The sequence below is a fragment of the Ruegeria sp. SATB045 genome, assembly GCF_059613525.1.
In genome coordinates this window covers 61,816-82,286 of record NZ_JBXWSR010000036.1, presented here as the reverse complement: position 1 = coordinate 82,286, position 20,471 = coordinate 61,816, and the positions used below count along the sequence as shown (strand labels likewise).

The 20,471-nt window shown below is 58.6% G+C and carries 27 protein-coding genes; 17 read left to right on the top strand and 10 right to left on the bottom strand.

Annotation, left to right across the window (positions count from 1 at the left end; genetic code table 11):
- Positions 1-57: 57 nt before the first annotated feature.
- Genes AC2FNR_RS19000 through AC2FNR_RS18990 form a run of 3 tightly spaced genes read left to right on the top strand, consistent with a single transcriptional unit; the run spans position 58 to position 2,928 of the window.
- Positions 58-930: a carbohydrate ABC transporter permease gene (locus tag AC2FNR_RS19000; protein ID WP_170387762.1), complete on the top strand. Its 873-nt coding sequence runs from the start codon at positions 58-60 to the stop codon at positions 928-930.
- Entirely contained in the window at positions 923-1,828 is a 906-nt protein-coding gene (locus AC2FNR_RS18995) for a carbohydrate ABC transporter permease (protein WP_180885230.1), read from the top strand. The genes AC2FNR_RS19000 and AC2FNR_RS18995 overlap by 8 nt, the downstream gene beginning before the upstream one ends.
- Before the next feature lie 5 nt (positions 1,829-1,833).
- Positions 1,834-2,928, top strand: a complete 1,095-nt coding sequence (locus tag AC2FNR_RS18990; RefSeq protein ID WP_170755213.1) for an ABC transporter ATP-binding protein — start codon at positions 1,834-1,836, stop codon at positions 2,926-2,928.
- Between the two features lie 72 nt (positions 2,929-3,000).
- Here the strand turns inward: AC2FNR_RS18990 and AC2FNR_RS18985 are convergent, their stop codons facing one another.
- Both AC2FNR_RS18985 and AC2FNR_RS18980 read right to left on the bottom strand, forming a co-directional pair.
- On the bottom strand, positions 3,001-3,609 hold the full coding sequence (locus AC2FNR_RS18985) for an MlaC/ttg2D family ABC transporter substrate-binding protein (RefSeq protein ID WP_170355932.1): 609 nt from the start codon (positions 3,607-3,609) through the stop codon (positions 3,001-3,003).
- Complete coding sequence (locus AC2FNR_RS18980; RefSeq protein WP_480869113.1) at positions 3,599-4,396, bottom strand: MlaA family lipoprotein; 798 nt, start codon at positions 4,394-4,396, stop codon at positions 3,599-3,601. Before AC2FNR_RS18980 ends, AC2FNR_RS18985 begins: the two co-directional genes overlap by 11 nt.
- A gap of 315 nt (positions 4,397-4,711) precedes the next feature.
- Between AC2FNR_RS18980 and AC2FNR_RS18975 the strand changes: the two genes are divergently transcribed.
- The 4 genes from AC2FNR_RS18975 to AC2FNR_RS18960 are packed head-to-tail and all read left to right on the top strand — an operon-like array spanning position 4,712 to position 7,454.
- Positions 4,712-5,167 (top strand): RidA family protein, encoded by a 456-nt coding sequence (locus AC2FNR_RS18975; RefSeq protein ID WP_170355934.1) that lies wholly within the window; start codon positions 4,712-4,714, stop codon positions 5,165-5,167.
- The gene (locus AC2FNR_RS18970; protein WP_480869114.1) at positions 5,164-5,931 is read left to right on the top strand and encodes a glycerophosphodiester phosphodiesterase family protein; all 768 of its coding nucleotides are present in this window, start codon (positions 5,164-5,166) and stop codon (positions 5,929-5,931) included. Before AC2FNR_RS18975 ends, AC2FNR_RS18970 begins: the two co-directional genes overlap by 4 nt.
- 45 nt (positions 5,932-5,976) lie before the next feature.
- A complete protein-coding gene (locus tag AC2FNR_RS18965; protein WP_496850769.1) occupies positions 5,977-7,164 on the top strand; it encodes a GNAT family N-acetyltransferase in 1,188 nt (395 codons plus the stop codon).
- Positions 7,161-7,454, top strand: coding sequence for a 4a-hydroxytetrahydrobiopterin dehydratase (locus tag AC2FNR_RS18960; RefSeq protein ID WP_170355939.1), 294 nt, complete (start codon positions 7,161-7,163; stop codon positions 7,452-7,454). Before AC2FNR_RS18965 ends, AC2FNR_RS18960 begins: the two co-directional genes overlap by 4 nt.
- Here AC2FNR_RS18960 and AC2FNR_RS18955 read toward each other — a convergent pair.
- From AC2FNR_RS18955 to AC2FNR_RS18940, 4 genes are all read right to left on the bottom strand, one after another.
- A complete protein-coding gene (locus AC2FNR_RS18955) occupies positions 7,451-7,762 on the bottom strand; it encodes a hypothetical protein (protein WP_480869116.1) in 312 nt (103 codons plus the stop codon). The two genes, AC2FNR_RS18960 and AC2FNR_RS18955, sit on opposite strands and share 4 nt — an antisense overlap.
- 28 nt (positions 7,763-7,790) lie before the next feature.
- A complete protein-coding gene (locus AC2FNR_RS18950) occupies positions 7,791-8,138 on the bottom strand; it encodes an EF-hand domain-containing protein (RefSeq protein ID WP_480869117.1) in 348 nt (115 codons plus the stop codon).
- Positions 8,139-8,148: 10 nt separating this feature from the next.
- Positions 8,149-8,394, bottom strand: a complete 246-nt coding sequence (locus AC2FNR_RS18945; RefSeq protein WP_170772870.1) for a glycine zipper 2TM domain-containing protein — start codon at positions 8,392-8,394, stop codon at positions 8,149-8,151.
- Positions 8,395-8,494: 100 nt separating this feature from the next.
- A complete protein-coding gene (locus AC2FNR_RS18940; protein WP_480869119.1) occupies positions 8,495-8,980 on the bottom strand; it encodes a peroxiredoxin in 486 nt (161 codons plus the stop codon).
- A 99-nt stretch (positions 8,981-9,079) separates the two neighbouring features.
- Between AC2FNR_RS18940 and AC2FNR_RS18935 the strand changes: the two genes are divergently transcribed.
- From AC2FNR_RS18935 to AC2FNR_RS18920, 4 genes are read left to right on the top strand one after another with little or no spacing between them, the layout of a single operon-like run.
- Positions 9,080-10,291, top strand: coding sequence for an NAD(P)/FAD-dependent oxidoreductase (locus AC2FNR_RS18935; protein WP_496850766.1), 1,212 nt, complete (start codon positions 9,080-9,082; stop codon positions 10,289-10,291).
- Positions 10,288-10,845 (top strand): 16S rRNA (guanine(966)-N(2))-methyltransferase RsmD, encoded by a 558-nt coding sequence (gene rsmD, locus AC2FNR_RS18930; protein ID WP_496850764.1) that lies wholly within the window; start codon positions 10,288-10,290, stop codon positions 10,843-10,845. Before AC2FNR_RS18935 ends, rsmD begins: the two co-directional genes overlap by 4 nt.
- The gene (locus AC2FNR_RS18925; protein ID WP_496850762.1) at positions 10,838-11,473 is read left to right on the top strand and encodes an HAD family hydrolase; all 636 of its coding nucleotides are present in this window, start codon (positions 10,838-10,840) and stop codon (positions 11,471-11,473) included. The genes rsmD and AC2FNR_RS18925 overlap by 8 nt, the downstream gene beginning before the upstream one ends.
- Before the next feature lie 22 nt (positions 11,474-11,495).
- A complete protein-coding gene (locus AC2FNR_RS18920) occupies positions 11,496-11,675 on the top strand; it encodes a hypothetical protein (protein ID WP_170755222.1) in 180 nt (59 codons plus the stop codon).
- Here AC2FNR_RS18920 and map read toward each other — a convergent pair.
- On the bottom strand, positions 11,663-12,475 hold the full coding sequence (gene map / locus AC2FNR_RS18915; RefSeq protein WP_170755223.1) for a type I methionyl aminopeptidase: 813 nt from the start codon (positions 12,473-12,475) through the stop codon (positions 11,663-11,665). The two genes, AC2FNR_RS18920 and map, sit on opposite strands and share 13 nt — an antisense overlap.
- A gap of 304 nt (positions 12,476-12,779) precedes the next feature.
- On the opposite strand from map, the gene AC2FNR_RS18910 reads away from it, so the two are divergent.
- Positions 12,780-13,082, top strand: a complete 303-nt coding sequence (locus tag AC2FNR_RS18910; RefSeq protein WP_170355958.1) for a hypothetical protein — start codon at positions 12,780-12,782, stop codon at positions 13,080-13,082.
- A gap of 1 nt (position 13,083) precedes the next feature.
- On the opposite strand, the gene sfsA is transcribed toward AC2FNR_RS18910, so the two are convergent.
- Positions 13,084-13,785, bottom strand: coding sequence for a DNA/RNA nuclease SfsA (gene sfsA, locus AC2FNR_RS18905; protein ID WP_496850759.1), 702 nt, complete (start codon positions 13,783-13,785; stop codon positions 13,084-13,086).
- Between the two features lie 51 nt (positions 13,786-13,836).
- Here sfsA and AC2FNR_RS18900 point away from each other — a divergent pair, with 51 nt between their 5' ends.
- The 4 genes from AC2FNR_RS18900 to AC2FNR_RS18885 are packed head-to-tail and all read left to right on the top strand — an operon-like array spanning position 13,837 to position 16,750.
- Complete coding sequence (locus AC2FNR_RS18900; protein ID WP_170755225.1) at positions 13,837-14,559, top strand: competence/damage-inducible protein A; 723 nt, start codon at positions 13,837-13,839, stop codon at positions 14,557-14,559.
- Positions 14,556-15,263 carry a GNAT family N-acetyltransferase gene (locus AC2FNR_RS18895; RefSeq protein WP_496850757.1) on the top strand — a complete coding sequence of 236 codons (708 nt, stop codon included), beginning with the start codon at positions 14,556-14,558 and terminating at the stop codon, positions 15,261-15,263. The genes AC2FNR_RS18900 and AC2FNR_RS18895 overlap by 4 nt, the downstream gene beginning before the upstream one ends.
- Positions 15,264-15,278: 15 nt before the next feature.
- Entirely contained in the window at positions 15,279-15,851 is a 573-nt protein-coding gene (locus AC2FNR_RS18890) for a peroxidase-related enzyme (protein ID WP_353392798.1), read from the top strand.
- The gene (locus AC2FNR_RS18885; protein ID WP_496850755.1) at positions 15,848-16,750 is read left to right on the top strand and encodes an OmpA family protein; all 903 of its coding nucleotides are present in this window, start codon (positions 15,848-15,850) and stop codon (positions 16,748-16,750) included. The genes AC2FNR_RS18890 and AC2FNR_RS18885 overlap by 4 nt, the downstream gene beginning before the upstream one ends.
- A gap of 51 nt (positions 16,751-16,801) precedes the next feature.
- Here the strand turns inward: AC2FNR_RS18885 and AC2FNR_RS18880 are convergent, their stop codons facing one another.
- A complete protein-coding gene (locus AC2FNR_RS18880; RefSeq protein ID WP_170355969.1) occupies positions 16,802-17,707 on the bottom strand; it encodes a LysR family transcriptional regulator in 906 nt (301 codons plus the stop codon).
- A gap of 227 nt (positions 17,708-17,934) precedes the next feature.
- Between AC2FNR_RS18880 and AC2FNR_RS18875 the strand changes: the two genes are divergently transcribed.
- On the top strand, positions 17,935-18,375 hold the full coding sequence (locus AC2FNR_RS18875; RefSeq protein WP_496850753.1) for a DUF4399 domain-containing protein: 441 nt from the start codon (positions 17,935-17,937) through the stop codon (positions 18,373-18,375).
- Between the two features lie 39 nt (positions 18,376-18,414).
- Here AC2FNR_RS18875 and AC2FNR_RS18870 read toward each other — a convergent pair whose 3' ends face one another.
- Positions 18,415-20,442 carry an FAD-dependent oxidoreductase gene (locus AC2FNR_RS18870; RefSeq protein ID WP_496850751.1) on the bottom strand — a complete coding sequence of 676 codons (2,028 nt, stop codon included), beginning with the start codon at positions 20,440-20,442 and terminating at the stop codon, positions 18,415-18,417.
- Positions 20,443-20,471: the final 29 nt, after the last annotated feature.

Genomic DNA, 20,471 nt, shown 5'->3' with positions numbered 1-20,471 from the left:
CCAAATCGCTCTGCCCCTTATACTGACGGGGCAGAGCATCTTTCCCCGGAGGAAATCATGTCCGAATGGCTGGAAAACCACCTTCCTAAGGTGGTGCTGGCACCGTCGTTCATTGCCGTATTGATCTTTGTCTACGGCTTTATCGGATGGACGGCCTGGGTGTCACTGACCCGATCGAAACTGTTGCCGAAATACGAGATCAAGGGATTCATCCAGTATGAACGCCTGTTCGACTCGCCCCGCTGGGATACGGCAATCAACAACCTGTATATCTTTGGCGCGCTGTTCATCGTGATTGCGATGGTGTTGGGCCTGTTGCTGGCGATCCTGTTGGATCAGAAAATCCGTGTCGAAGGGGCCATCCGGACGATCTATCTGTACCCGATGGCGCTGTCGATGATCGTGACTGGCACCGCGTGGAAGTGGATTTTGAACCCGGGCCTAGGCATCGAATCCATGGTGCAGGGTTGGGGTTTCACGAATTTCGAGTTCGACTGGCTGGTGAACCCGGACTATGCCATCTACACCATCGTGATGGCCGCGATCTGGCAAAGCTCGGGCTTCGTCATGGCGCTGTTTCTCGCTGGCCTGCGTTCGGTCGATGGTGAGATTATCAAGGCAGCCCAAGTCGATGGTATCCCAACATGGCGCATCTATACGGCGATTATCATCCCGTCGATGGCTCCGATCTTCCTGTCGGCCTTCATCGTGCTGGCCCACCTCGCGATCAAGAGCTTTGACCTTGTCATCGCCCTCACGGGTGGTGGCCCCGGTTACGCAACCGATCTGCCAGCCACCTACATGTACGCCATGGCGTTCTCGCGCGGCGATATTGGTCAGGCGGCATCATCCGCGATGATCATGATGCTGGTCGTCTTTGCCATCGTCGTTCCCTATCTTTACTCAGAGCTGAGGGCGAAAAATGACTGATCTGTCGATGCCCCAATCCCAAACCGAACCTCGTAGCCAAAGTGCCGCTGGCAAGATTGCCCTGCGTTGGTTGCTGTACGTCCTGCTGGGCCTCTTTGCGCTGTATTACCTGATGCCGCTGTTCGTGATGTTGACCACATCGCTGAAAAGCCTTGAGGAAATCCGTACCGGATCCCTGATATCCTTACCGCGTGAGGTCAGCTTTGATGCCTGGAAAACCGCATGGTCCGGTGCCTGTACCGGTATTCAGTGCGAAGGCCTGCGGCCATATTTCTGGAACTCGGTTCTGATCGCGGTGCCTGCGGTGGCGATCTCGACCCTGCTCGGCGCGTTGAACGGCTATGTCGTGGCGCAATGGCGGTTCAAAGGCGCGAACATCATCTTTTCGCTGATGCTGTTTGGCTGCTTTATTCCGTTTCAGGTGGTTTTGCTGCCGATGGCGCGCCTGTTGGGCATGATGGGGATCGCCGGCACCATCCCGGGCCTGATCTTTGTCCATGTGATCTACGGGCTGGGTTTCACCACGCTGTTTTTCCGCAACTACTATGTCACCATCCCGTCCGAGCTGACCAAGGCCGCGCGCGTCGATGGTGCTGGGTTCCTGCGGATTTTCTGGTCGATCTTCCTGCCGCTGTCGCTGCCGATCATCGTTGTGACCGTGATCTGGCAGTTCACGCAGATCTGGAACGATTTCCTGTTTGGCGTGTCGTTCAGCCAGGCGGGCACGCAACCCGTGACCGTGGCACTGAATAACATCGTAAACTCCACCACCGGCGTCAAAGAATACAACGTCGACATGGCCGCCGCGATCATCGCGGGCCTACCGACGCTGCTCGTCTATGTCGTTGCCGGTAAGTATTTCATCCGCGGCCTGACCGCCGGTTCTGTGAAGGGATAAGACCCATGGCACCCATCCTTGATATCAACAAACTCTACAAGAATTACGGTGCGACCGAGATTCTGAAGGACATCAACATCTCGATCGAGCCGGGCGATTTCCTGGTGCTGGTTGGCCCCTCGGGCTGCGGCAAGTCCACCCTGCTGAACTGCATTGCGGGGTTGGAGGAGATCACTGGCGGCACCCTGTCCATTGGTGGCAATGACATGACCCATGTCAGCCCCAAGGACCGCGACATCGCGATGGTGTTCCAGTCCTACGCTTTGTATCCGACCATGACCGTGGCCAAGAACATCACCTTTGGCATGAAAGTGCGCGGGGTCGATCAGGCAACGCAGGATGCCAAGCTGAAAGAGGTCGCACAGCTGTTGCAGATCGAACCACTGCTGAACCGCCGCCCAAGCCAGTTGTCAGGTGGGCAGCGTCAGCGTGTGGCCATGGGTCGGGCGCTGGTGCGCGATCCGAAGCTGTTCTTGTTCGACGAACCGCTATCCAACCTCGACGCCAAGCTGCGGGTCGAGATGCGCACCGAGATCAAGAAACTGCACCAGACGCTGGATGCGTCGATCGTTTATGTCACCCACGACCAGATTGAGGCGATGACGCTGGCGACCAAGATCGTCGTGTTGAAAGGTGGGGTGGTGCAGCAGATCGGCACCCCGGCCGAGATCTACAACAACCCGGCCAATCTGTTTGTGGCGGATTTCATGGGCTCACCCGCGATGAACCTGATCCCGGCACAGGCGCGCAAGAATGGTTCGGGCACCCAGATCGCCATCGCGCGTGAGGGTGGCGACCTGCTGTTGACGGAGTCGCGTGATCTGGCCCTTCCGCAGGACGTGATCCTGGGCCTGCGTCCCGAAGACATCGCCGAAGCCGGGTTCCGCGCAGGCGACGGTGTGCAAGAGGCTGAATGTCTCGTCGATATGGTCGAACCTGCAGGGGCCGACACCTATGTGGTCTCGGAGCTGGGCGGCAAGCAGGTCACGGCGCGTCTGCACGCGGAAACCAGCGCGCAGGCGGGGAAACCTCTGAACCTCGCCTTCGACATGAGCAAAGTGTCGTACTTCGCCAAAGAAACCGGCGAGCGCTTGAACTAAGGGTGTTCAAGCGCCAACAAAAAAAGCGCCGCGCGATGGGGGTCGCGCGGCGCTTTTGTCATGTGAACCCGATCAGCTCAGCTTGTTCTGCTTCATGTCCTTGATCAGACGGTTCAGATCGCCTCCGCGCGCGTCCAGCAGCGCGCCAACTTCGGTGCGCTCGGTCAGCAGCATGTTCACCCCTTCGATGAACATGTTGAAAAACCGGTCACGGCCCGATTTGTCCGACACCAGGAACGTCACCTCGAACGGGGACGAGCCCTGAAGTTTAACCGAGGTGCGCACCTCATACCCTGCTTTGATCTTGCGGGCGTTGCGCACGGTGACCTGACCGCCGATGAATTCACGGAAGCGGCGGCCATATTTGTTCGAGATATAGCCCTGAAAGGCGTCGGTGAATTGTCGCAGCTGCGCCGGGCTGGCAGATCGGCCATCGGCCCCCAACACGTAACGTGCCATAATTGGTACGTCGGCATATTGCGCAAAAATCTTCTCGAAATCGCGGATCATCGACTTTTCGGACTTGCCCGAGGCGATCACGCGGTTGATATCGTCCACCACACTGACCACCAGCGCCTTGGCGCTGGCTTCGGTCTGGGCGTAGGCGGGCAGGGCGGCCATCAAAACACCGGCCAGGCCAGTGGCGACAAATCCGCGTCGATTTAGATGGTTATTCAGCATAGGGGTCCTCGTAGGGGTCTAGGTAGGGGTCCCTGACAGGGTCGGTTCCGATGTCTGCGTAGGGGTCGTCATATAGGCCCAGATAGGCGTCTTCATCGTCTCGCGCCAGTTCAAACCGGCGGTTTTGCAGGTAGATGGTCTGTGACTGCGCATAACTGTCGGCGCTTTCATACAGGATCGAGTCGACCGTATCCGAGAACCGACCCCGATCCCCGGCGCGCCGCACAACCTCGGCATAGACGCCGATATTGTCGATCGGGCGCACAGGCGAAAAGTTGATCGGGTTCGAGAAAAGATTGACCACAACACCAATTGCGTCGCGCTGGGTCGATGGGCCGTATAGTGGCAGTTCCACATAAGCGCCTTCTCCGACACCCCAGACATGCAGTGTCTCGCCAAAGTCGGTGTCAACCGGCGGCAGGTTCAACTCGTCCGCAGGTTTGGATAAGCCTGCCCCGCCAACGGTAGTATTGATTGCAAAGCGTAGCAGGGCATTGCCTGACTGTTTCAGATTTCCCTGCAACAGATAGTCCAGCGCCTGCCCCGGCATGGTCAGGTTTTCCGCGAAATTGCTGAAACTGGTCACAACCGGATCGGGGAAGATCTTCACATAGCCTTTCGAGGCGGGACGGAACAGAAACCGGTCAACGCCCAGATTGAACTTATGGATACCCCGATTGTTTCTTTCGTAAGGGTCAAACACCTCACCCGGAGGGGTGCCTTCCGGCGGGCGTGTAGCGCAGGCGCCGAGAGTAGCCACTAGGGACAGGAGGATAAGGGGCCTCAAGCGGATTTTGCTTAGCACGGTCTTTGCCACTCCAACACGTCAGGAACGAATGCGCCTGAACGTTCAATCAATACTGCCTTTGGCCGTTTCTAACGGCGCAATTCAATGTCACATAGGTGTTTCACAAATCTATTGAAACAGCCAGCGTGTAACCCGGTTAAGAGGTCAAGGTAAAGTGACACGAGTTCAACACTAAAGAATAAGAGAAGTCATGCTTACAGCACCATTGACGCTTAATTCGGCGGTTTGGTGCTTTTCGAACCGGTCTTTCCCGGTTAGCGTCCGACCGACTCGAATTAAGGTGAGGACCATCACATGAGCATTGCAGCAAAACTGGACAGCATGGGCGTTACACTGCCCGACGCGCCGGCACCGGCGGCCAACTATGTGCCTTTCGTGCGCGTTGGTAACATCGTCTATGTTTCGGGGCAGATTTCGAACGATGGTTCGATGATCATCGGCAAGCTGGGCGATGACATGGAGGTCGAAGCTGGTGCAGCAGCCGCCAAAGTGTGTGCGATCAACCTGCTGGCGCAAGTCAAAGCGGCATGTGGCGGTGATATCGACAAGCTGGTGCGGGTGATCAAACTGACAGGGTTCGTGAACTCGACCCCTGATTTCACAGCACAGCCACAGGTCATCAACGGCGCGTCGGACTTTCTGGTCGAAGCGCTGGGTGAGGCTGGTCGCCATTCGCGCTCGGCTGTCAGTGCTGCGGCGCTGCCTTTGGGCGTGGCTGTTGAGATCGAAGGTATTTTCGAGGTCGCATGACACCCGCCTTGCCTGACGTGTTCCTGCAGGCTCCGATCGCGCATCGGGCATTGCACGACCTCTCGGACAACCGCCCGGAAAACAGCCGGGCGGCCATTCGCGCGGCTGTCGAGGCCGGATATGGTATCGAGATTGACCTGCAACGCACCAGCGACAACCGGGCGATGGTGTTTCACGACTATGACATGACCCGTCTGACGGGCCGTTCTGGCCCGATTCAGCAAATCTCGGCGGCCGAGGCGCAGACGACGCAGCTTTTGCATGCCGCAGACGGTATTCCGACGCTGGACGAGGTGCTTGAGATCGTGGCCGGGCAAGTGCCTCTGCTGATCGAATTGAAAGATCAGGATGGCGCGATGGGCACTGATGTTGGCCCTCTGGAGCAAGACACCGTGCGTGCTTTGCAGGGCTATGACGGGGCCGTGGCGCTGATGTCATTCAACCCTAATTCCGTCGCCGAACTGGCACGAATTGCCCCCCATCTGCCGCGCGGCATCACAACCTGTTCGTATCAGCCCAAGGTCGAACATCTGCCGCAAGCAGTCTGCGACCATTTGCGTAGCATTCCCGATTTCGAACGGGTCAGCGCCAGTTTCATAAGTCATGAGGCTGCAGACCTGGCGCGTCCCCGTGTGGCCGAGTTGAAGGCGCAGGGTGTGCCGATCCTTTGTTGGACCATCCGCTCGCCCGAACAAGAGGCAGAGGCCCGCAAGGTTGCCGATAATGTGACCTTCGAGGGGTATTTGGCCGCCCACCCGGGTTGAACCCCACCCCATCTGTCACAGATAAAGACAAGACGCGGAGGGCACATGGATCAGGCGCAAATCGAGGTTCGGGTACTGGGGTCGCTGTCGCAAATCCCTGCTGCAGAGTGGGACAGTTGCGCCTGCCCCGAGGCTGCCGATGGCGGTCGCCCACTTGATCCGTTTACCACGCATCGGTTTTTGTTGGCGCTGGAAAACAGCGGCTCGGTCGGGCGCGGCTCAGGCTGGCAACCGCAATATCTGACCGCGTATCTGGATGGAATGCTGATCGGCGCGGCTCCGATGTATGCCAAGTCGCACTCGCAGGGTGAGTACATCTTTGACCACAACTGGGCGCACGCTTATGAGAATGCGGGCGGGCGCTATTACCCCAAGCTTCAAATCGCGGTGCCCTTCACACCCGCCACGGGGCGACGGTTTCTGGTGCGGCCGGGGTATGAGGGCGTCGGCCTGTCGGCCCTCGTACAAGGTGCGGTGCAACTGGCGGCGGATAATCAGGTCTCATCCATCCACGCGACCTTTTGCACCGAGGCCGAGGCCGAAGCGGGCGAAGAAATGGGCCTGATGGTGCGTCATTCGCAACAGTTTCACTGGCTCAATCATGACTATGCGGATTTCGACGGGTTTCTGGCGGCGCTCTCGTCGCGCAAACGTAAGAATATCCGTAAGGAACGTGCGCAGGCCTGTGGATTTGGCGGCCAGATTCGCACTTACACGGGCGATGACCTACGGCCAAAGCACTGGGATGCGTTCTGGCGGTTTTATCAGGACACTGGGTCACGTAAGTGGGGGGTCCCCTATCTGACCCGTCAGTTCTTTGACATCGCTCATGAAACCATGGCCGACGACATGGCGTTGGTGCTGGCTGAACGGGATGGATATCCAATTGCAGGTGCGTTGAATTTCATCGGGCGCGAGACGCTTTATGGCCGCTATTGGGGCTGCATCGAACATCACGCCTGCCTGCATTTCGAACTGTGTTACTATCGGGCAATCGATATCGCCATTGCGCAAGGCTTGTCACGGGTCGAGGCGGGCGCGCAGGGGGAACACAAGCTGGCCCGCGGTTATCTGCCAACGCGCACGCACAGTCTTCACTGGGTCAACGACCCTGGTTTTTCCGACGCGATCCGAAAATATCTGGACGCCGAGGCCCGCGCAGTGGGAGAAGAGATCGAGATTCTGACGGATTACGGCCCGTTCAGAAAAGCGAACCCGGAGGAACAGCAATGACCGAACTTTTGTCAACGGAAACGCGCGGCCCCCTTCTGGACCCTCTGTTTCAAAATGGCTGGACAATGGTGGAAGGCCGGGACGCAATCACCAAGACTTTCATCTTCCAGGATTTTGTCCACGCCTTTGGCTGGATGACCCAAGTGGCCATCTTTGCCGAGAAATGGAACCATCACCCCGAATGGTTCAATGTCTACCGTACGGTCGAGGTGACCTTGTCTACCCATGATGTGGGTGGATTGTCGGCGCTGGACGCAAAGCTGGCCCGAAAGATGGACAGTCTGGTTTAACCCCGGTCGCTTGCCGAGCCGACGCCACCCGCCAGCGAGGCAGCCACACCCATTTGCCGGAATTCATCAGGCGTTACAGTGCCACTGCTCACGTCGATATTTTTCGGGATGCGAGTTTCTCGAAGGCCATTCGATCGCACCGACCGCGCCGCCGGGTTAATGTCTAGACACCGCGTGTCATAACAGGTCAGCCCGCTGGTGTTTATTTGTATCCGCTGCTGACCATCCGGTCCGGTTACAATCGGCGCTTGCGGCACGTCACACGCTGCAAGCAAAGCCAGAACACCCAGAGAAATCCATTTTTTCATAGCGCGCTCCTGTCGGGTTGGGGCGGTCCTAGTCCAACTGACCATTCCTGTTTTTGTCGGCAGATGAGAAATCCTCAGTCATCTGCGCATCATATTCTGGTCGAGAGATAACGTTATCCCGATTGCGGTCAACGCTTTGAAATTGCTTTATGTCCAGAAAGGGTTTGGCTTCCTCCAGACCCAGCGTGCCACTCTTGTCCTCATCCATCGCCTGAAATGCATAGTCTGAAAAGGCGTTGAACTCGTCTTTGGACAGAAAACCGTCATTGTTGGCGTCGATGGCTTTCAGTTCGTTCTCATGCAGCTCTGCCACGGTTTCGGCCACACTGGTGTCGGCCAACAGGGTCAGGCCAAGTGTCAAAATCCCAAGTCTCATGATGTCCTCCTCAGCACGCGAATTTCTGACCTTCGATCCCGCCGACGGCAGCCCCTGCTGCTGTCAGGATCGTCTTGCCGGACCCGCCGCCAAACTGATTGCCGATGACGCCACCCAATAGCGCGCCGCCGACCGTGCCGCTGAGGCAGGCGATCTCATGCTGGCGGGCGGCTTGTTGTTGGGGTGTGGGGGCCGGACCGCACGCGGCCAGTGCGCCTGCCGTGCCCAGACATAGGGTAATGGACTTGAGCTTCATAAAAGAACTCCCTGAACAACTAGGCCGAGTATTTGCCGTTCAGAGTTATCTATCAAGTTAAATAGGGCAAAGGCCCCGACAGAACCGGGGCCAAACCGGATCAGATGACGTCCAAAAGGCCCTCACCAGCAGAGATTTCGCACGCGCCGGGGCTTTCTTCTAGGTTCAGCGCGGTGACTTTGCCATCCTCGACCAGCATCGCATAGCGTTTCGAGCGCGCGATCAGCCCGGCCGGCGGAGCGTCGAAATCCATACCGATGGCCTTGGTGAACTCGGACGCGGCATCCGCCAGCATGGTCAGGCCCGCATCGGACGCGCCTGTGGCCTCGCCCCAGGCTTTCATCACGAAGGGGTCGTTGACCGACAGGCAGATGATTTCGTCCACGCCTTTGGCATCGAACTGATCCTTGGTGCGCATGAAGCTGGGCACATGAGCCGAATGGCAGGTGGGCGTGAACGCGCCGGGGACGGCAAAGATCACCACTTTGCGCCCGTTTGTCTTGTCGGAAATCCGGACCTCCTCGGGGCCTTCGGCACCCATCTGGGTCAGTGTGGCGTCGGGCAGCGTATCACCTGTTGAAATCATTTTTGTGCTCCTGTCGTTTGGATTTGCAGAGTCGGGCTTAGCCGCAATATAGGTGGTCGCGTGGAGGAGACCACGGGAATTCGACAGGGTGAGGGGAAGATGAGCCATATTGTCGTGATCGGAGCCGGGCAGGCGGGTGCATCGCTGGTGGCGCGGCTGCGCAAAGACGGGTTTGAGGGCGATATCACCCTGATCGGGGCCGAGCCGTATCTGCCTTATCAGCGCCCGCCCTTGTCCAAGGCTTACCTGCTGGGCGAGATGGAGTTGGAGCGCCTGTTCCTGCGCCCCGAGAGCTTTTATGCCGAGAACAACATTACCCTGCGTCTGGGCCAGCGCGTGACTGCGATTGATCCGCAAGCCAAGACCGTGTCACTGGGCGATGAGGTCATTTCTTATGACGAACTGGCCCTGACCACCGGGTCCGACCCCCGCCGCCTGCCTGCGGCGATTGGTGGCGATCTGCAAGGCGTACACGTGGTGCGCGATCTTGCCCATATCGACGAGATGGAGCCGCGCGTGACCGACGGCGCCCGCGCGCTGATCGTTGGCGGTGGCTATATCGGGCTCGAGGCGGCTGCGGTCTGCGCCAAGCGCGGGGTCAAGGTGACCTTGGTCGAGATGGCAGACCGCATCCTGCAACGGGTCGCCGCACCTGAGACCAGCGATTATTTCCGCGCGCTGCATTCCGGATACGGGGCCGATATCCGTGAAGGCGTCGGGCTGGACCGTCTGCTGGGCGAAGATGGCAAAGTGACAGGCGCAACTTTGACCGATGGCACCGAGATTGCCGTTGATTTCGTCGTGGTCGGCGTGGGCATCGCGCCTGCGACTCAGTTGGCTGAAATGGCGGGGCTGGAGCTGGAGAACGGCATCAAAACCGACGCCCATGGCCGCACCTCGGATCCGTCGATCTGGGCGGCGGGCGATTGCGCGTCTTTCCCGCATGGCGAAGGGCGTATCCGTCTGGAGAGCGTACCCAACGCCATTGATCAGGCCGAGATCGTGGCCCAGAACATGCTGGGCGCGGCCAAGGATTACACCGCGACACCGTGGTTCTGGTCGGATCAGTATGACGTCAAACTGCAAATCGCCGGTTTGAACACGGGCTATGATCGCGTTGTGACCCGGCAGGGTGAGGGGCTGACGGTGTCCTTCTGGTATTACAAAGGCGATCAACTGATTGCGGTGGACGCGATGAACGACCCGCGCGCTTATATGGTTGGCAAACGCCTGATCGACGCAGGAAAAACCGCCGATCCCGCCGTGGTGGCCGACCCGAATGCGGACCTGAAACCGCTGCTCAAAGCGTGAGGATTATCGCCGGAGAATTCCGGGGCCGGGCTTTGGCCTCGGTCGGTAAGGGGGATGCGGGGGCGCATTTGCGGCCTACGACGGACCGGGTGCGCGAAAGTCTGTTCAACGTCCTAAGTCACCAGATTGATTTTGTCGGGCTGCGCGTGCTGGACCTGTTTGCAGGCACCGGCGCGCTGGGGCTTGAGGCACTGTCGCGCGGTGCGGCTCAAGTGACCTTCGTGGATGACGGGCGCGTGGCACAGGGGCTAATCCGCAAGAATATCGACCTGACCCGCTGTACTGACCGAACCCAGTTGATCCGCCGCGATGCAACCCGGCTGGGTGAAAACACCGGCGCGCCTTATGATCTGATCTTTCTCGATCCGCCTTACGGCAAGTCGATGGGCCAAAAGGCTATTGCCGCGTTGTCCGGCTGGATCGACGATGACGCCCTCATCGTGTGGGAGGAAAACGCCCCCATGCAGCCGCCCGAAGGGTTCACCCTGCAAGATAGCCGCAAATACGGCGATACGCATATCACGCTGATGTGGAAGGGCGATACGGATGCATGATCTGGTGATCTTTGACTGCGATGGCGTGCTGGTGGACAGTGAGCCGCTGTCCAATCAGGTGCTGGTCGAAAACCTTTCACGTTATGGGCTGGACCTGACTCTTGAAGACAGTGTGGGGTTCTTTCTTGGCGGCACCATGACCGGGGTGCGCGACAAAGCTCGTGCGCTGGGCGCGGATCTGCCCCAGGATTGGGTCGATGAAGTCTATGCAGAGACTTACGCGCGTCTGCGCGGCGGAGTGGACCTGATGCCGGGTGTTGCCGATCTGCTGGCCACGCTGGACGCGCGCGGTGTTCCCTTTTGTGTTGCCTCAAATGGCAGTCCGGACAAGATGCAGATCACACTGGGCCAAAACGGACTGTGGGACAGGTTTCGGGATGTGGCCTTCTCGGCCCATGTTCTAAAGGTGGCGAAACCCGATCCAACCCTGTTTCTGACGGCGGCTGAACAGTTTGGGGCGAAAGCTCCCGTCGTGATCGAGGACAGCCCTAGCGGCGTCACCGCCGCAATGCGCGCCGATATGCGCTGTCTGGCTTATGCGCCACAGGGCGGAGGGCAAAAACTGGTCGATCTGGGGGCCGAGCTGTTTACGGATATGGCTCAAGTTCCGGTGATTTTGGGACTCTGACCCGGATGTGGTAAGCTGCAGTATGGATCGCGCACTCACCCCTCCGTTCTGGGCACCTTCGCAGGATGCCGACACCTCAACCAGCCCCGAGCGCAAGCCCTTGCGCGCCCCTGTGTTCATCCATGACGCCGTCATCCCGTGGCGGGATGAAACTTTGTTGCTGAAACTGCTCCGCGATCAGGCGCTTGATCAGGACGAATAGGTCGGGTGGAACATATCGCCCGGTGACAGGGTGAAAATCTCGACCCCATTGGCCGTTACACCCACCGAGTGTTCAAACTGCGCTGACAACGACTTGTCGCGAGTCACGGCGGTCCAGTCATCGGCCAGCGTCTTGGTCTCGGGTCGGCCCAGATTGACCATCGGTTCTATGGTGAAGAACATGCCCTCTTCCAGAACGGCACCGGTGCCGGGACGGCCGTAATGCAACACGTTGGGCGGTGCGTGGAATACACGCCCCAGACCGTGACCGCAGAAATCGCGCACGACGCTCATCCGGTGCGCCTCGACATAGGCCTGAATCGCGTGGCCGATATCACCGAAGGTGTTGCCGGGCTTGACCATCTCGATGCCCTTGAACAGGGCGTCATGGGTCACTTGAATCAAACGCTCGGCTTTGCGGGGCAGCTTACCGGCCACATACATGCGTGAGGTGTCGCCAAACCAGCCATCCACAATAACCGTGACGTCGATATTCAGGATATCGCCGTCTTTCAGCCGCTTGTCGCCGGGAATGCCGTGGCAGACAACATGGTTTACGCTGATGCAGCTGGCGTGCTGATAGCCCTTGTATCCAATGGTTGCCGAGGTCGCGCCCGCGTCCTCGACCATCTGGGTGATCAACCCGTCAATCGCGCCGGTGGTCTGGCCCGGGAACACATGCGGGGCGATATCATCCAGAATCCGTGCAGCCAAGGCCCCTGCCGCATGCATGCCGGCAAAGTCACCCTGTTCATAGATGCGGATACCGTCCTTGGTCAGGCGGCCACGATGCTCTTTCATCGACGCTAGGCTCCAAATGTTTCGCGCAGCACTTTGTTTACGCTGCTTGTGCAGAAAGTTCCAGAGGGCGATGGGTCGCGGGTCTGCAGATCAGTAAAAATGGTTTGATACTGCAGAAATTCAAGCATGCCTGCAGTTTAGATGCAATTGGATTGGCAGTCGGCGAGTAATTTCGCGCGATCTTGTGATCTGCGCACTCGCAGAATGACGATAGAGTCACGCTGTGCAACAAAGGACACGACGTTTGAAAAGAAACCTGATCCTCGCCCTTTGCGTCCTTGCCGGGTGCCGAGAGGAGGTGCAGATGCTGTCCGCGGATGACCTGTCTGCTTTGTTGACAACGGACCGCAAAATCGCGTTTCAGCGGTTTCATATCACCGGATCCGCCCGGATACATAGCGACGGCGGATTTCAAATCCGTGTGCCGCAGCTGGGGCAGGACACTGGCGATTGGTGGTTGGAAGGGAGTGAAATTTGCAGCCGTTGGGCCACTTTCCGACAGGGCCGCAAGCTGTGCGCGGTCGTGGGACTGGCAGAAGATGGCAGTTATCGCGGGTTCAATCCGCAAACCGGTGCATATCTGGGCGAATTCCGGTTCTCTGGTTAAGTTATGTGATTTGCCAGTCTTTGCCTGCGTCGACCCAAACACCTTGGGGCGAAATCGTCGTGCCGCAGATCAGCCGCTCCACTCCTCTAGCGGCTTCAAAAGCTGCCACATAGGCGGGATCGATGTCTGCAGCCAGAGCAAACCTGCCGCAATCGGTGCGCTGCACCAGATACAGCATGATTGCCCGATGTCCTTGTGTTGCCATCTCAGCCAACTCGCCCAAATGTTTGGTGCCACGCGCCGTGACGCTATCGGGAAACTCGGCCAGACCGGGTTGGCGCGACAAGGTAACGCTTTTGACCTCGACATAGGCGTCGGGCAGGCCGGGTTGGGTCAGTAGAAAATCAACGCGGCTGTTTTGTCCGTATTTGACCTCGGGCCGTACGGTTTCATAGGCAGCCAAAGCCGGGATGTCACGAGCCTGCAGTGCGGCGCGCAAGGCTTTGTTGGGAACGGATGTATCCACCCCGGTGAAATGCCCGTTTTCATGGTCGACCAGCCGCCAGCCGTATTTCAGCTTTTTCTTCGGGTCGTCATTGGGTTCCAGCCAGATTTTCTGGCCAGGCTCCGCTAGCCCCATCATCGAGCCCGGATTGGCACAATGGGCAGTCACCTCGCGCCCGTCTTCCAGCTGGCAATCGGCGAGAAAGCGTTTGTAACGGCGGATCAGGCGGGCGGGGACAAGAGGGGTTTCAAATCGCATGTCCCACGGCCTATACCTGCCCGTAGGGTCGATCAAGAGAGGGTATGCGCCATGGCCAATCCAACCGCTGCAATGCTGGTGATCGGGGATGAAATCCTGTCGGGCCGCACACGCGATGCCAATATGCACTATCTCGCCGGTGAGCTAACCAAACAAGGCATCGACCTGAAAGAGGTGCGCATTGTCAGCGACGACGCTCCGGCGATCGAGGCGGCCATCAAAGCGTTGGCGGACGCACATGACCATGTTTTTACCAGCGGTGGAATCGGCCCGACACATGACGATATCACTGCCGATTGCATCGCACGGGCCTTTGGTGCGGCCATTGATGTGCGCGCTGACGCCCGGGCTCTGCTTGAAGCACATTATAAAAATTCCGGGTTAGAGCTGAACGCGGCTCGCTTGCGCATGGCACGCATCCCGGATGGCGCGACCCTGATCGACAACCCGGTATCGACAGCACCCGGTTTCACGATCGAGAACGTGCATGTCATGGCCGGGGTGCCTTCGGTGTTTCAGGCCATGGTGGCCAGCGTTTTGCCGGGCCTGACCGGTGGAAGCCCGCTACTGTCTCAGACGCTGCGCGTCAATCGCGGCGAAGGCGACATCGCGGGGCCTCTGGCCGTCTTGGCTGCTGATTTTCCAGATTTGGCGATTGGCAGCTATCCATTTCAGGTCAACGGTGTCTTCGGTGCCAATATTGTCGTCCGAGGCACCGATGGGCCGCAAGTCGATGCCGCAATCACCCGGCTTGCGAAAGAGCTTCAGCTTTGACGCGCTGGGCCAGTATCGTTGACGGCACATGGCCTGCCGCACGGTACGAACGGCTTGGGCCGTTTCAACTGCGCGAAGGGCAGGGCGGCGGTTCTCGTGTGTCGGCAGCCAGTGCTCTTGGACCGGCGACCGAGGCACAGATCGACTCGGCCGAGACGGCGATGCTGGCGATGGGTCAGAAGCGCATCTTTTGTTTGTGGCCCGGCGATGAGGTGCTTGATCGGCAACTCGAGAACCGAGGCTATGAGGTTCTGGACCCCGTCAATATCTATTCCTGCCCGGTTGGTCATTTGACGGATATCCCGATTCCGCGTGTGACAGCCTTTGCCATCTGGGATCCGCTGGCCATCATGAATGAGATCTGGGCCAAAGGCGGGATCGGACCTGCGCGATTGGCCGTGATGGCTCGTGCTACGGGGCCGAAAACGGGTCTGCTATTGAGGCGTTCGGATCAACCCGCAGGTACGGGTTTTGTCGCCATGCATGACGCTATTGCCATGGTCCATGCGTTGGAGATCCTGCCCGATCATCGTCGCCACGGGCTGGGAAAATGGGCGATGCGTGCAGCTGCGTTCTGGGCGCAGGAACAAGGCGCGCAAACCCTAAGCGTAATCTGCACCAAGGCAAATGCTGGGGCCAATGGTCTCTATCAGGCACTTGGAATGGAGATCGTCGGAGAATACCATTACCGTCAGTGTATCTAAGGAGAACAGCCTGACGTGACCGACCATCCTCTGCCGACTGCGCTGAATTTACCGATGGCTGATCCTCTGCCACCCGAAACGCAGAGGTATTTCGATATCTGCGTCGAAAAGCTGGGATTTGTGCCTAACGTGTTGCGGGCCTATGCCTTTGATGTCGACAAGCTGAACACCTTTACCGCCATGTATAACGATCTGATGTTGGCCGATAGCGGGTTGTCCAAGCTTGAACGTGAGATGATTGCAGTGGTCGTTTCGGCAATCAACAAGTGCTTTTACTGCCTTGTGGCGCATGGGGCTGCGGTGCGGCAGATGTCGGGCAACCCCCAACTGGGTGAGATGTTGGTGATGAACTACCGGGTCGCGCCTCTGGACGCGCGGCAACGGGCGATGCTGGACTTTGCGGTCAAAATGACAACCGCCAGCGCCGAGATCGAGGAGCCCGACCGCCAGCTTTTGCGCGACGTGGGGTTCAGCGATCGCGATATCTGGGACATCGCCAATGTCACAGGCTTTTTCAACATGTCGAACCGGGTCGCCAGCGCAACAGCGATGGCTCCGAATGACGCGTATCACGCGCAGGCCCGATGATCCGCCGCGCGGTCCTGATATCCATGTTGCTGGCGGGGTCGGCGGCGGCGCAGGAAGTTGCTTTGCCGTCGGGGTCGCGTCTGGTGAGCGATCGCACCAGTGCACTGGACAGTTATGACATGCCCATCGGTCGCTTTGAATCGGGCAAAGTCCCAGATCGCGTGATTGAAGGCCGGGTTGAGCGGTTGACTTGGCGATTGCAGTCCGGGTCCAGTACGACGCTGCAGATACTGGCGCCACTGCGTCAGCAAGTCGTGGATCAGGGTTTTGATATAGCATTTGAATGCGAGGCGATTACCTGCGGTGGCTTCGATTTCCGTTTTGGCACCGAGGTCGTACCCACGCCCGACATGTATGTGGCCATTCAGGACTATCGCTTTCTGTCCGCCACACGCGGCGAAGAGGCCCTGAGTCTGCTGGTCAGCCGTACCCCCCCCGATGGCTATGTGCAGATGATCCGCGTGACGCCTGTGGATGCACCCGAACCGCCTGCGCTGGTTGTCGAAGAAACGGTAAATCAGGCCGGTGGTCTGCTGTCCGAGCTGGAGCAGAACGGTCATGTCATTTTGGACGACCTGCATTTCAGAACCGGAGAGATTACGCTGGGCGAAGGTCCGTTTCCGTCGCTGGGGTTGATTGCGGCCTACATGTCCGAAAATCCTGATGTTCGGCTGGCGCTTGTCGGGAACACCGACGATACAGGCACGCTCGAGGCGAATATCTCGGTCAGCACGGGGCGGGCGCAGGCTGTCCGGGTCCGATTGATCGAGGGTCATGGCGTTGCGGGAAGTCGTCTTGAGGCCCGCGGGATTGGGTATCTGGCACCGATGACAACGAACGCGACGCCAGAAGGCCGTGATCAGAATCGAAGGGTCGAGGCAGTCCTGCTGGTGAATTGAAAAAAAGGCCCGCACTTTCGTACGGGCCGTTCAGTCTTCACCGGGGAGAAATTACCAATCCATTGGTCCTCTGTCCTTGAAGGACTCGACCAGGAAATCAATGAATGCACGTACTTTGGGTTGCGTAAAGCGACCAGGCGGATAGACCGCAAAGACCCCCTGAACCTCGTCTGGCAAAGATGGCATCGCGTCCAGAACTTTGCCGGATTTCAACGCACTGGCATAAAGGTAGCTGGGCAAATGCGCGATCCCAAGGCCCGAGATCGCCGCGTTCAGCAGAGACTGCCCATCATTCACGCTCAACCAGCCGGCGGTCCGAACCTGACGCTTTTCGCCCGACGGGGCGGTCAGCTTCCAGACATTGCCCGAAGACTGGCTGGAATAGTGCAGCAGCTTATGTTCGTTCAGGTCATCAATCTTCTGCGGCAAGCCGTATTTTTCCATATAGCTTGGCGCAGCAACCATTCGTTTCACGGTTTCTGTTAGTTTGCGTGCGCGCAAGGTGCTGTCTTCCAGCTCTCCGATACGCACCGCGACGTCGAAACCCTCCGAGATCAGTTCAACGTAGCGGTTGTTGAGGACCATGTTGACGGTGATATCGGGATAAGCTGACAAAAACTCGGACAGAACCGGTGACAGGTGATTGACGCCGAAATCGGTCGCCACACTGATCCTGAGCAGGCCGGACGGAGCGGACTGCATTGACGTAACCAACGCATCGGCTTCGCCTGCGTCATTGAGCACCCGACGGGCACGGTCGTAATACGCAAGGCCAATCTCGGTCGGTGAAACACGGCGCGTTGTGCGGTTTAAAAGGCGTGCGCCCAAGCGCGCCTCCAAGCTCGAGACGTGCTTTGACACGGCCGATTTGGAGATGCCCATTTTTTTCGCCGCATCAGTGAAGCCACCCTGGTCCACCACGTTGGCAAAGGCTTCCATTTCGGTCAGTCTGTCCATTCTCGTTCCCCAGGTCTTTTCGTTTCAACCAGTTTGGCCAGCAATCTGGGCGGAAACAGGGCATATTCGGGATAATAAAAGGGATTTAAAACGGATCGTTCGAATATAGGAAACGTGGAAACGGTGGTTTCTTAATTCGCCACAAACCCAATAAACGCTGGGTTTTATGGGGATCAAGGCAAATATGCTAAGATGAGAATGGCAAATTTGTGACCAAGGAGGAGATTATGAAAGCCTTTTTTTCCATCGCTGCTCTGATGTTTTCTGCCAGCATCGTTCTGGCCGCAGGAGAGACCCCATCGAACCCAGATGCCGAGGTTTATTTCGTTAATCTGTCCGACGGTGATTCCGTGCAGTCCCCAGTAACAATCGTCTTTGGCCTGAACGGCATGGGTGTGGCGCCTGCCGGGACAGAGGTCGAAAGTACCGGCCATCATCACCTTCTGATTGACCGTCCGCCTCTGGGGCAGGGCGAGGATGGCGCGGATGAGCTGGCCTATGGTCTGCCCGCAGATGACAACCACATCCATTTTGGCGGCGGCCAAACCGAGGTGACGCTTGAGATTGCCCCTGGTGAACACACGCTGCAGCTGGTGCTGGGCGATGCGGGGCATGTGCCCCATAATCCGCCCATCGTCTCCGAGGTGATCACAATCACCGTCGAATAAAAGCAAGTCGGGCCCCGCAACGAGGCCCGGCTTGCCGCTTTAGAAACCAGCCGCTAGTCGTGTACCCTGATTGATTGCGCGTTTGGCGTCCAGCTCTGCCGCAACATCCGCGCCGCCGATCACATGCGGGGTGATGCCGCGTTCGATCAGCGCATCCGCGAGGCTGCGGTCCGAAACCTGACCGGAACACAAAACAATCGTATCCGCCGCGATCACGGTCGGGTCGGCACGCTCTTCGCCAAAGCTGACATGCAGGCCGTCATCGTCGATGCGTTCATAATTCACGCCGCCGACGAAATTGACGTCCTTCATCTTCAGCGTGGCGCGGTGGATCCAGCCGGTTGTTTTACCCAGACCCTTGCCATGCGCTTGCTTCTTGCGCTGCAGCAGAGTCACCTGGCGCGCAGGCGCGGCGGGTTGCGGGCCTTCGGGGGCCAGACCGGCGCGATGCTCGGCGGGGTCGGTGACGCCCCATTCCTTCATCCAGGCAGGCAGGTCAGTAGTAATGCTGTGGCCGTCCTCCAGCAGGAATTCGGACACATCGAACCCGATACCACCCGCGCCGATCACGGCGACGGATTTGCCGACCTCGGCCTTGTGGCGCAGCACGTCAATATAGTCGATCACGTTGTCCCGATCCTGTCCCGGAATCTGCGGGTCGCGCGGGGTGACGCCGGTGGCAATGACCACCTCGTCAAAGCCGGTCAGGTCGTCAGCCGTGACTTCGCGGTTCAGTTCGACCTTTACTACAAGATCAGCGATCATGGTGCGGAACCAATCGACCAAACCCCAGAACTCTTCCTTGCCGGGCACCTGTTTGGCCATGTTCAGCTGGCCGCCAATTTCGCTGGCGCGGTCGAACAGGGTAACGTCATGGCCGCGCTGGGCGGCGGTCATTGCGGTGGACAGACCCGCGGGGCCTGCACCGACGATGGCCACGGTTTTGCGGGTCTCGGCGGGTTCGATCACCAGCTCGGTCTCGTGACAAGCGCGCGGGTTGACCAGACAGGATGTCAGCCTGCCGCTGAACGTGTGGTCCAGACAGGCTTGGTTACAGGCAATACAGGGCGCGATCTTGGCCGCGTTGCCGTTCATCGCTTTGGCGACGAAATCCGCATCCGCCAACATCGGACGGGCCAAGGAAACCATGTCAGCACATCCGGTCGACAGAACTTCTTCTGCGACTTCGGGCGTGTTGATCCGGTTCGAGGTGATGACCGGAATGCTCACCTTGCCCATCAGCTTTTTCGTCACCCAGGCAAAGGCCGCGCGGGGAACGGATGTGGCAATGGTCGGAATCCGCGCTTCATGCCAGCCGATGCCGGTGTTCAGGATGGTGGCACCGGCCTTCTCGACCTCTTGCGCCAGTTGCACAACCTCATCATGGGTGGAGCCATTGGGCACAAGGTCGATCATCGACAGACGGTAGATGATGATGAAATCGGTGCCCACGGCCTCACGCGTACGGCGCACAATCTCAATCGGCAGGCGCATCCGGTTCTCATATGATCCGCCCCAACGGTCAGTCCGCTTGTTGGTGTGGGTCACAAGGAACTGGTTAATGAAATACCCCTCGGACCCCATGATCTCGACGCCGTCATAGCCTGCCTTTTGGGCCAGCTTGGCGGCGTTGACGATATCGCTGATCTGCTTTTCGATCCCGTCTTCATCCAGCTCATTGGGGGGAAAGGGTGAGATGGGCGATTTCACCGGGCTGGGGGCCACGCATTTAGGACCATACGCATAGCGGCCCGCGTGCAGGATCTGCATGGCGATCTTGCCGCCTGCCTCATGCACGCGCTGGGTCACGATGGAATGCTTGGCGACCTCATCGTCATTGGTCATCATCGACGCACCCGGCAGAACCGAGCCTTCGAGGTTCGGGCCAATCCCGCCCGTCACCATCAGCCCAACTTCGCCGCGGGCGCGGTCGGCATAGAATTCGGCCACGCGATTCCAATCGCCCGTTTCCTCGAGCCCCGTATGCATCGAACCCATCAGGACCCGGTTTTTCAGAGTGGTGAAGCCCAGATCCAGCGGGGCCAGCATGTTTGGGTACGCAGTCACGGCGAACTCTCCCTCTCGGTTGCGTGAGC

What these genes read in the sequence shown, in the direction of transcription:
- AC2FNR_RS19000 (WP_170387762.1), top strand. Translation starts at nt 58, where the DNA reads ATGTCCGAATGGCTGGAAAACCACCTTCCTAAGGTGGTGCTGGCACCG.
- AC2FNR_RS18995 (WP_180885230.1), top strand. Translation starts at nt 923, where the DNA reads ATGACTGATCTGTCGATGCCCCAATCCCAAACCGAACCTCGTAGCCAA.
- AC2FNR_RS18990 (WP_170755213.1), top strand. Translation starts at nt 1,834, where the DNA reads ATGGCACCCATCCTTGATATCAACAAACTCTACAAGAATTACGGTGCG.
- AC2FNR_RS18985 (WP_170355932.1), bottom strand. Translation starts at nt 3,609, where the DNA reads ATGCTGAATAACCATCTAAATCGACGCGGATTTGTCGCCACTGGCCTG.
- AC2FNR_RS18975 (WP_170355934.1), top strand. Translation starts at nt 4,712, where the DNA reads ATGAGCATTGCAGCAAAACTGGACAGCATGGGCGTTACACTGCCCGAC.
- AC2FNR_RS18970 (WP_480869114.1), top strand. Translation starts at nt 5,164, where the DNA reads ATGACACCCGCCTTGCCTGACGTGTTCCTGCAGGCTCCGATCGCGCAT.
- AC2FNR_RS18965 (WP_496850769.1), top strand. Translation starts at nt 5,977, where the DNA reads ATGGATCAGGCGCAAATCGAGGTTCGGGTACTGGGGTCGCTGTCGCAA.
- AC2FNR_RS18960 (WP_170355939.1), top strand. Translation starts at nt 7,161, where the DNA reads ATGACCGAACTTTTGTCAACGGAAACGCGCGGCCCCCTTCTGGACCCT.
- AC2FNR_RS18955 (WP_480869116.1), bottom strand. Translation starts at nt 7,762, where the DNA reads ATGAAAAAATGGATTTCTCTGGGTGTTCTGGCTTTGCTTGCAGCGTGT.
- AC2FNR_RS18950 (WP_480869117.1), bottom strand. Translation starts at nt 8,138, where the DNA reads ATGAGACTTGGGATTTTGACACTTGGCCTGACCCTGTTGGCCGACACC.
- AC2FNR_RS18945 (WP_170772870.1), bottom strand. Translation starts at nt 8,394, where the DNA reads ATGAAGCTCAAGTCCATTACCCTATGTCTGGGCACGGCAGGCGCACTG.
- AC2FNR_RS18940 (WP_480869119.1), bottom strand. Translation starts at nt 8,980, where the DNA reads ATGATTTCAACAGGTGATACGCTGCCCGACGCCACACTGACCCAGATG.
- AC2FNR_RS18935 (WP_496850766.1), top strand. Translation starts at nt 9,080, where the DNA reads ATGAGCCATATTGTCGTGATCGGAGCCGGGCAGGCGGGTGCATCGCTG.
- AC2FNR_RS18925 (WP_496850762.1), top strand. Translation starts at nt 10,838, where the DNA reads ATGCATGATCTGGTGATCTTTGACTGCGATGGCGTGCTGGTGGACAGT.
- AC2FNR_RS18920 (WP_170755222.1), top strand. Translation starts at nt 11,496, where the DNA reads ATGGATCGCGCACTCACCCCTCCGTTCTGGGCACCTTCGCAGGATGCC.
- map (WP_170755223.1), bottom strand. Translation starts at nt 12,475, where the DNA reads ATGAAAGAGCATCGTGGCCGCCTGACCAAGGACGGTATCCGCATCTAT.
- AC2FNR_RS18910 (WP_170355958.1), top strand. Translation starts at nt 12,780, where the DNA reads ATGCTGTCCGCGGATGACCTGTCTGCTTTGTTGACAACGGACCGCAAA.
- sfsA (WP_496850759.1), bottom strand. Translation starts at nt 13,785, where the DNA reads ATGCGATTTGAAACCCCTCTTGTCCCCGCCCGCCTGATCCGCCGTTAC.
- AC2FNR_RS18900 (WP_170755225.1), top strand. Translation starts at nt 13,837, where the DNA reads ATGGCCAATCCAACCGCTGCAATGCTGGTGATCGGGGATGAAATCCTG.
- AC2FNR_RS18885 (WP_496850755.1), top strand. Translation starts at nt 15,848, where the DNA reads ATGATCCGCCGCGCGGTCCTGATATCCATGTTGCTGGCGGGGTCGGCG.
- AC2FNR_RS18880 (WP_170355969.1), bottom strand. Translation starts at nt 17,707, where the DNA reads ATGGACAGACTGACCGAAATGGAAGCCTTTGCCAACGTGGTGGACCAG.
- AC2FNR_RS18875 (WP_496850753.1), top strand. Translation starts at nt 17,935, where the DNA reads ATGAAAGCCTTTTTTTCCATCGCTGCTCTGATGTTTTCTGCCAGCATC.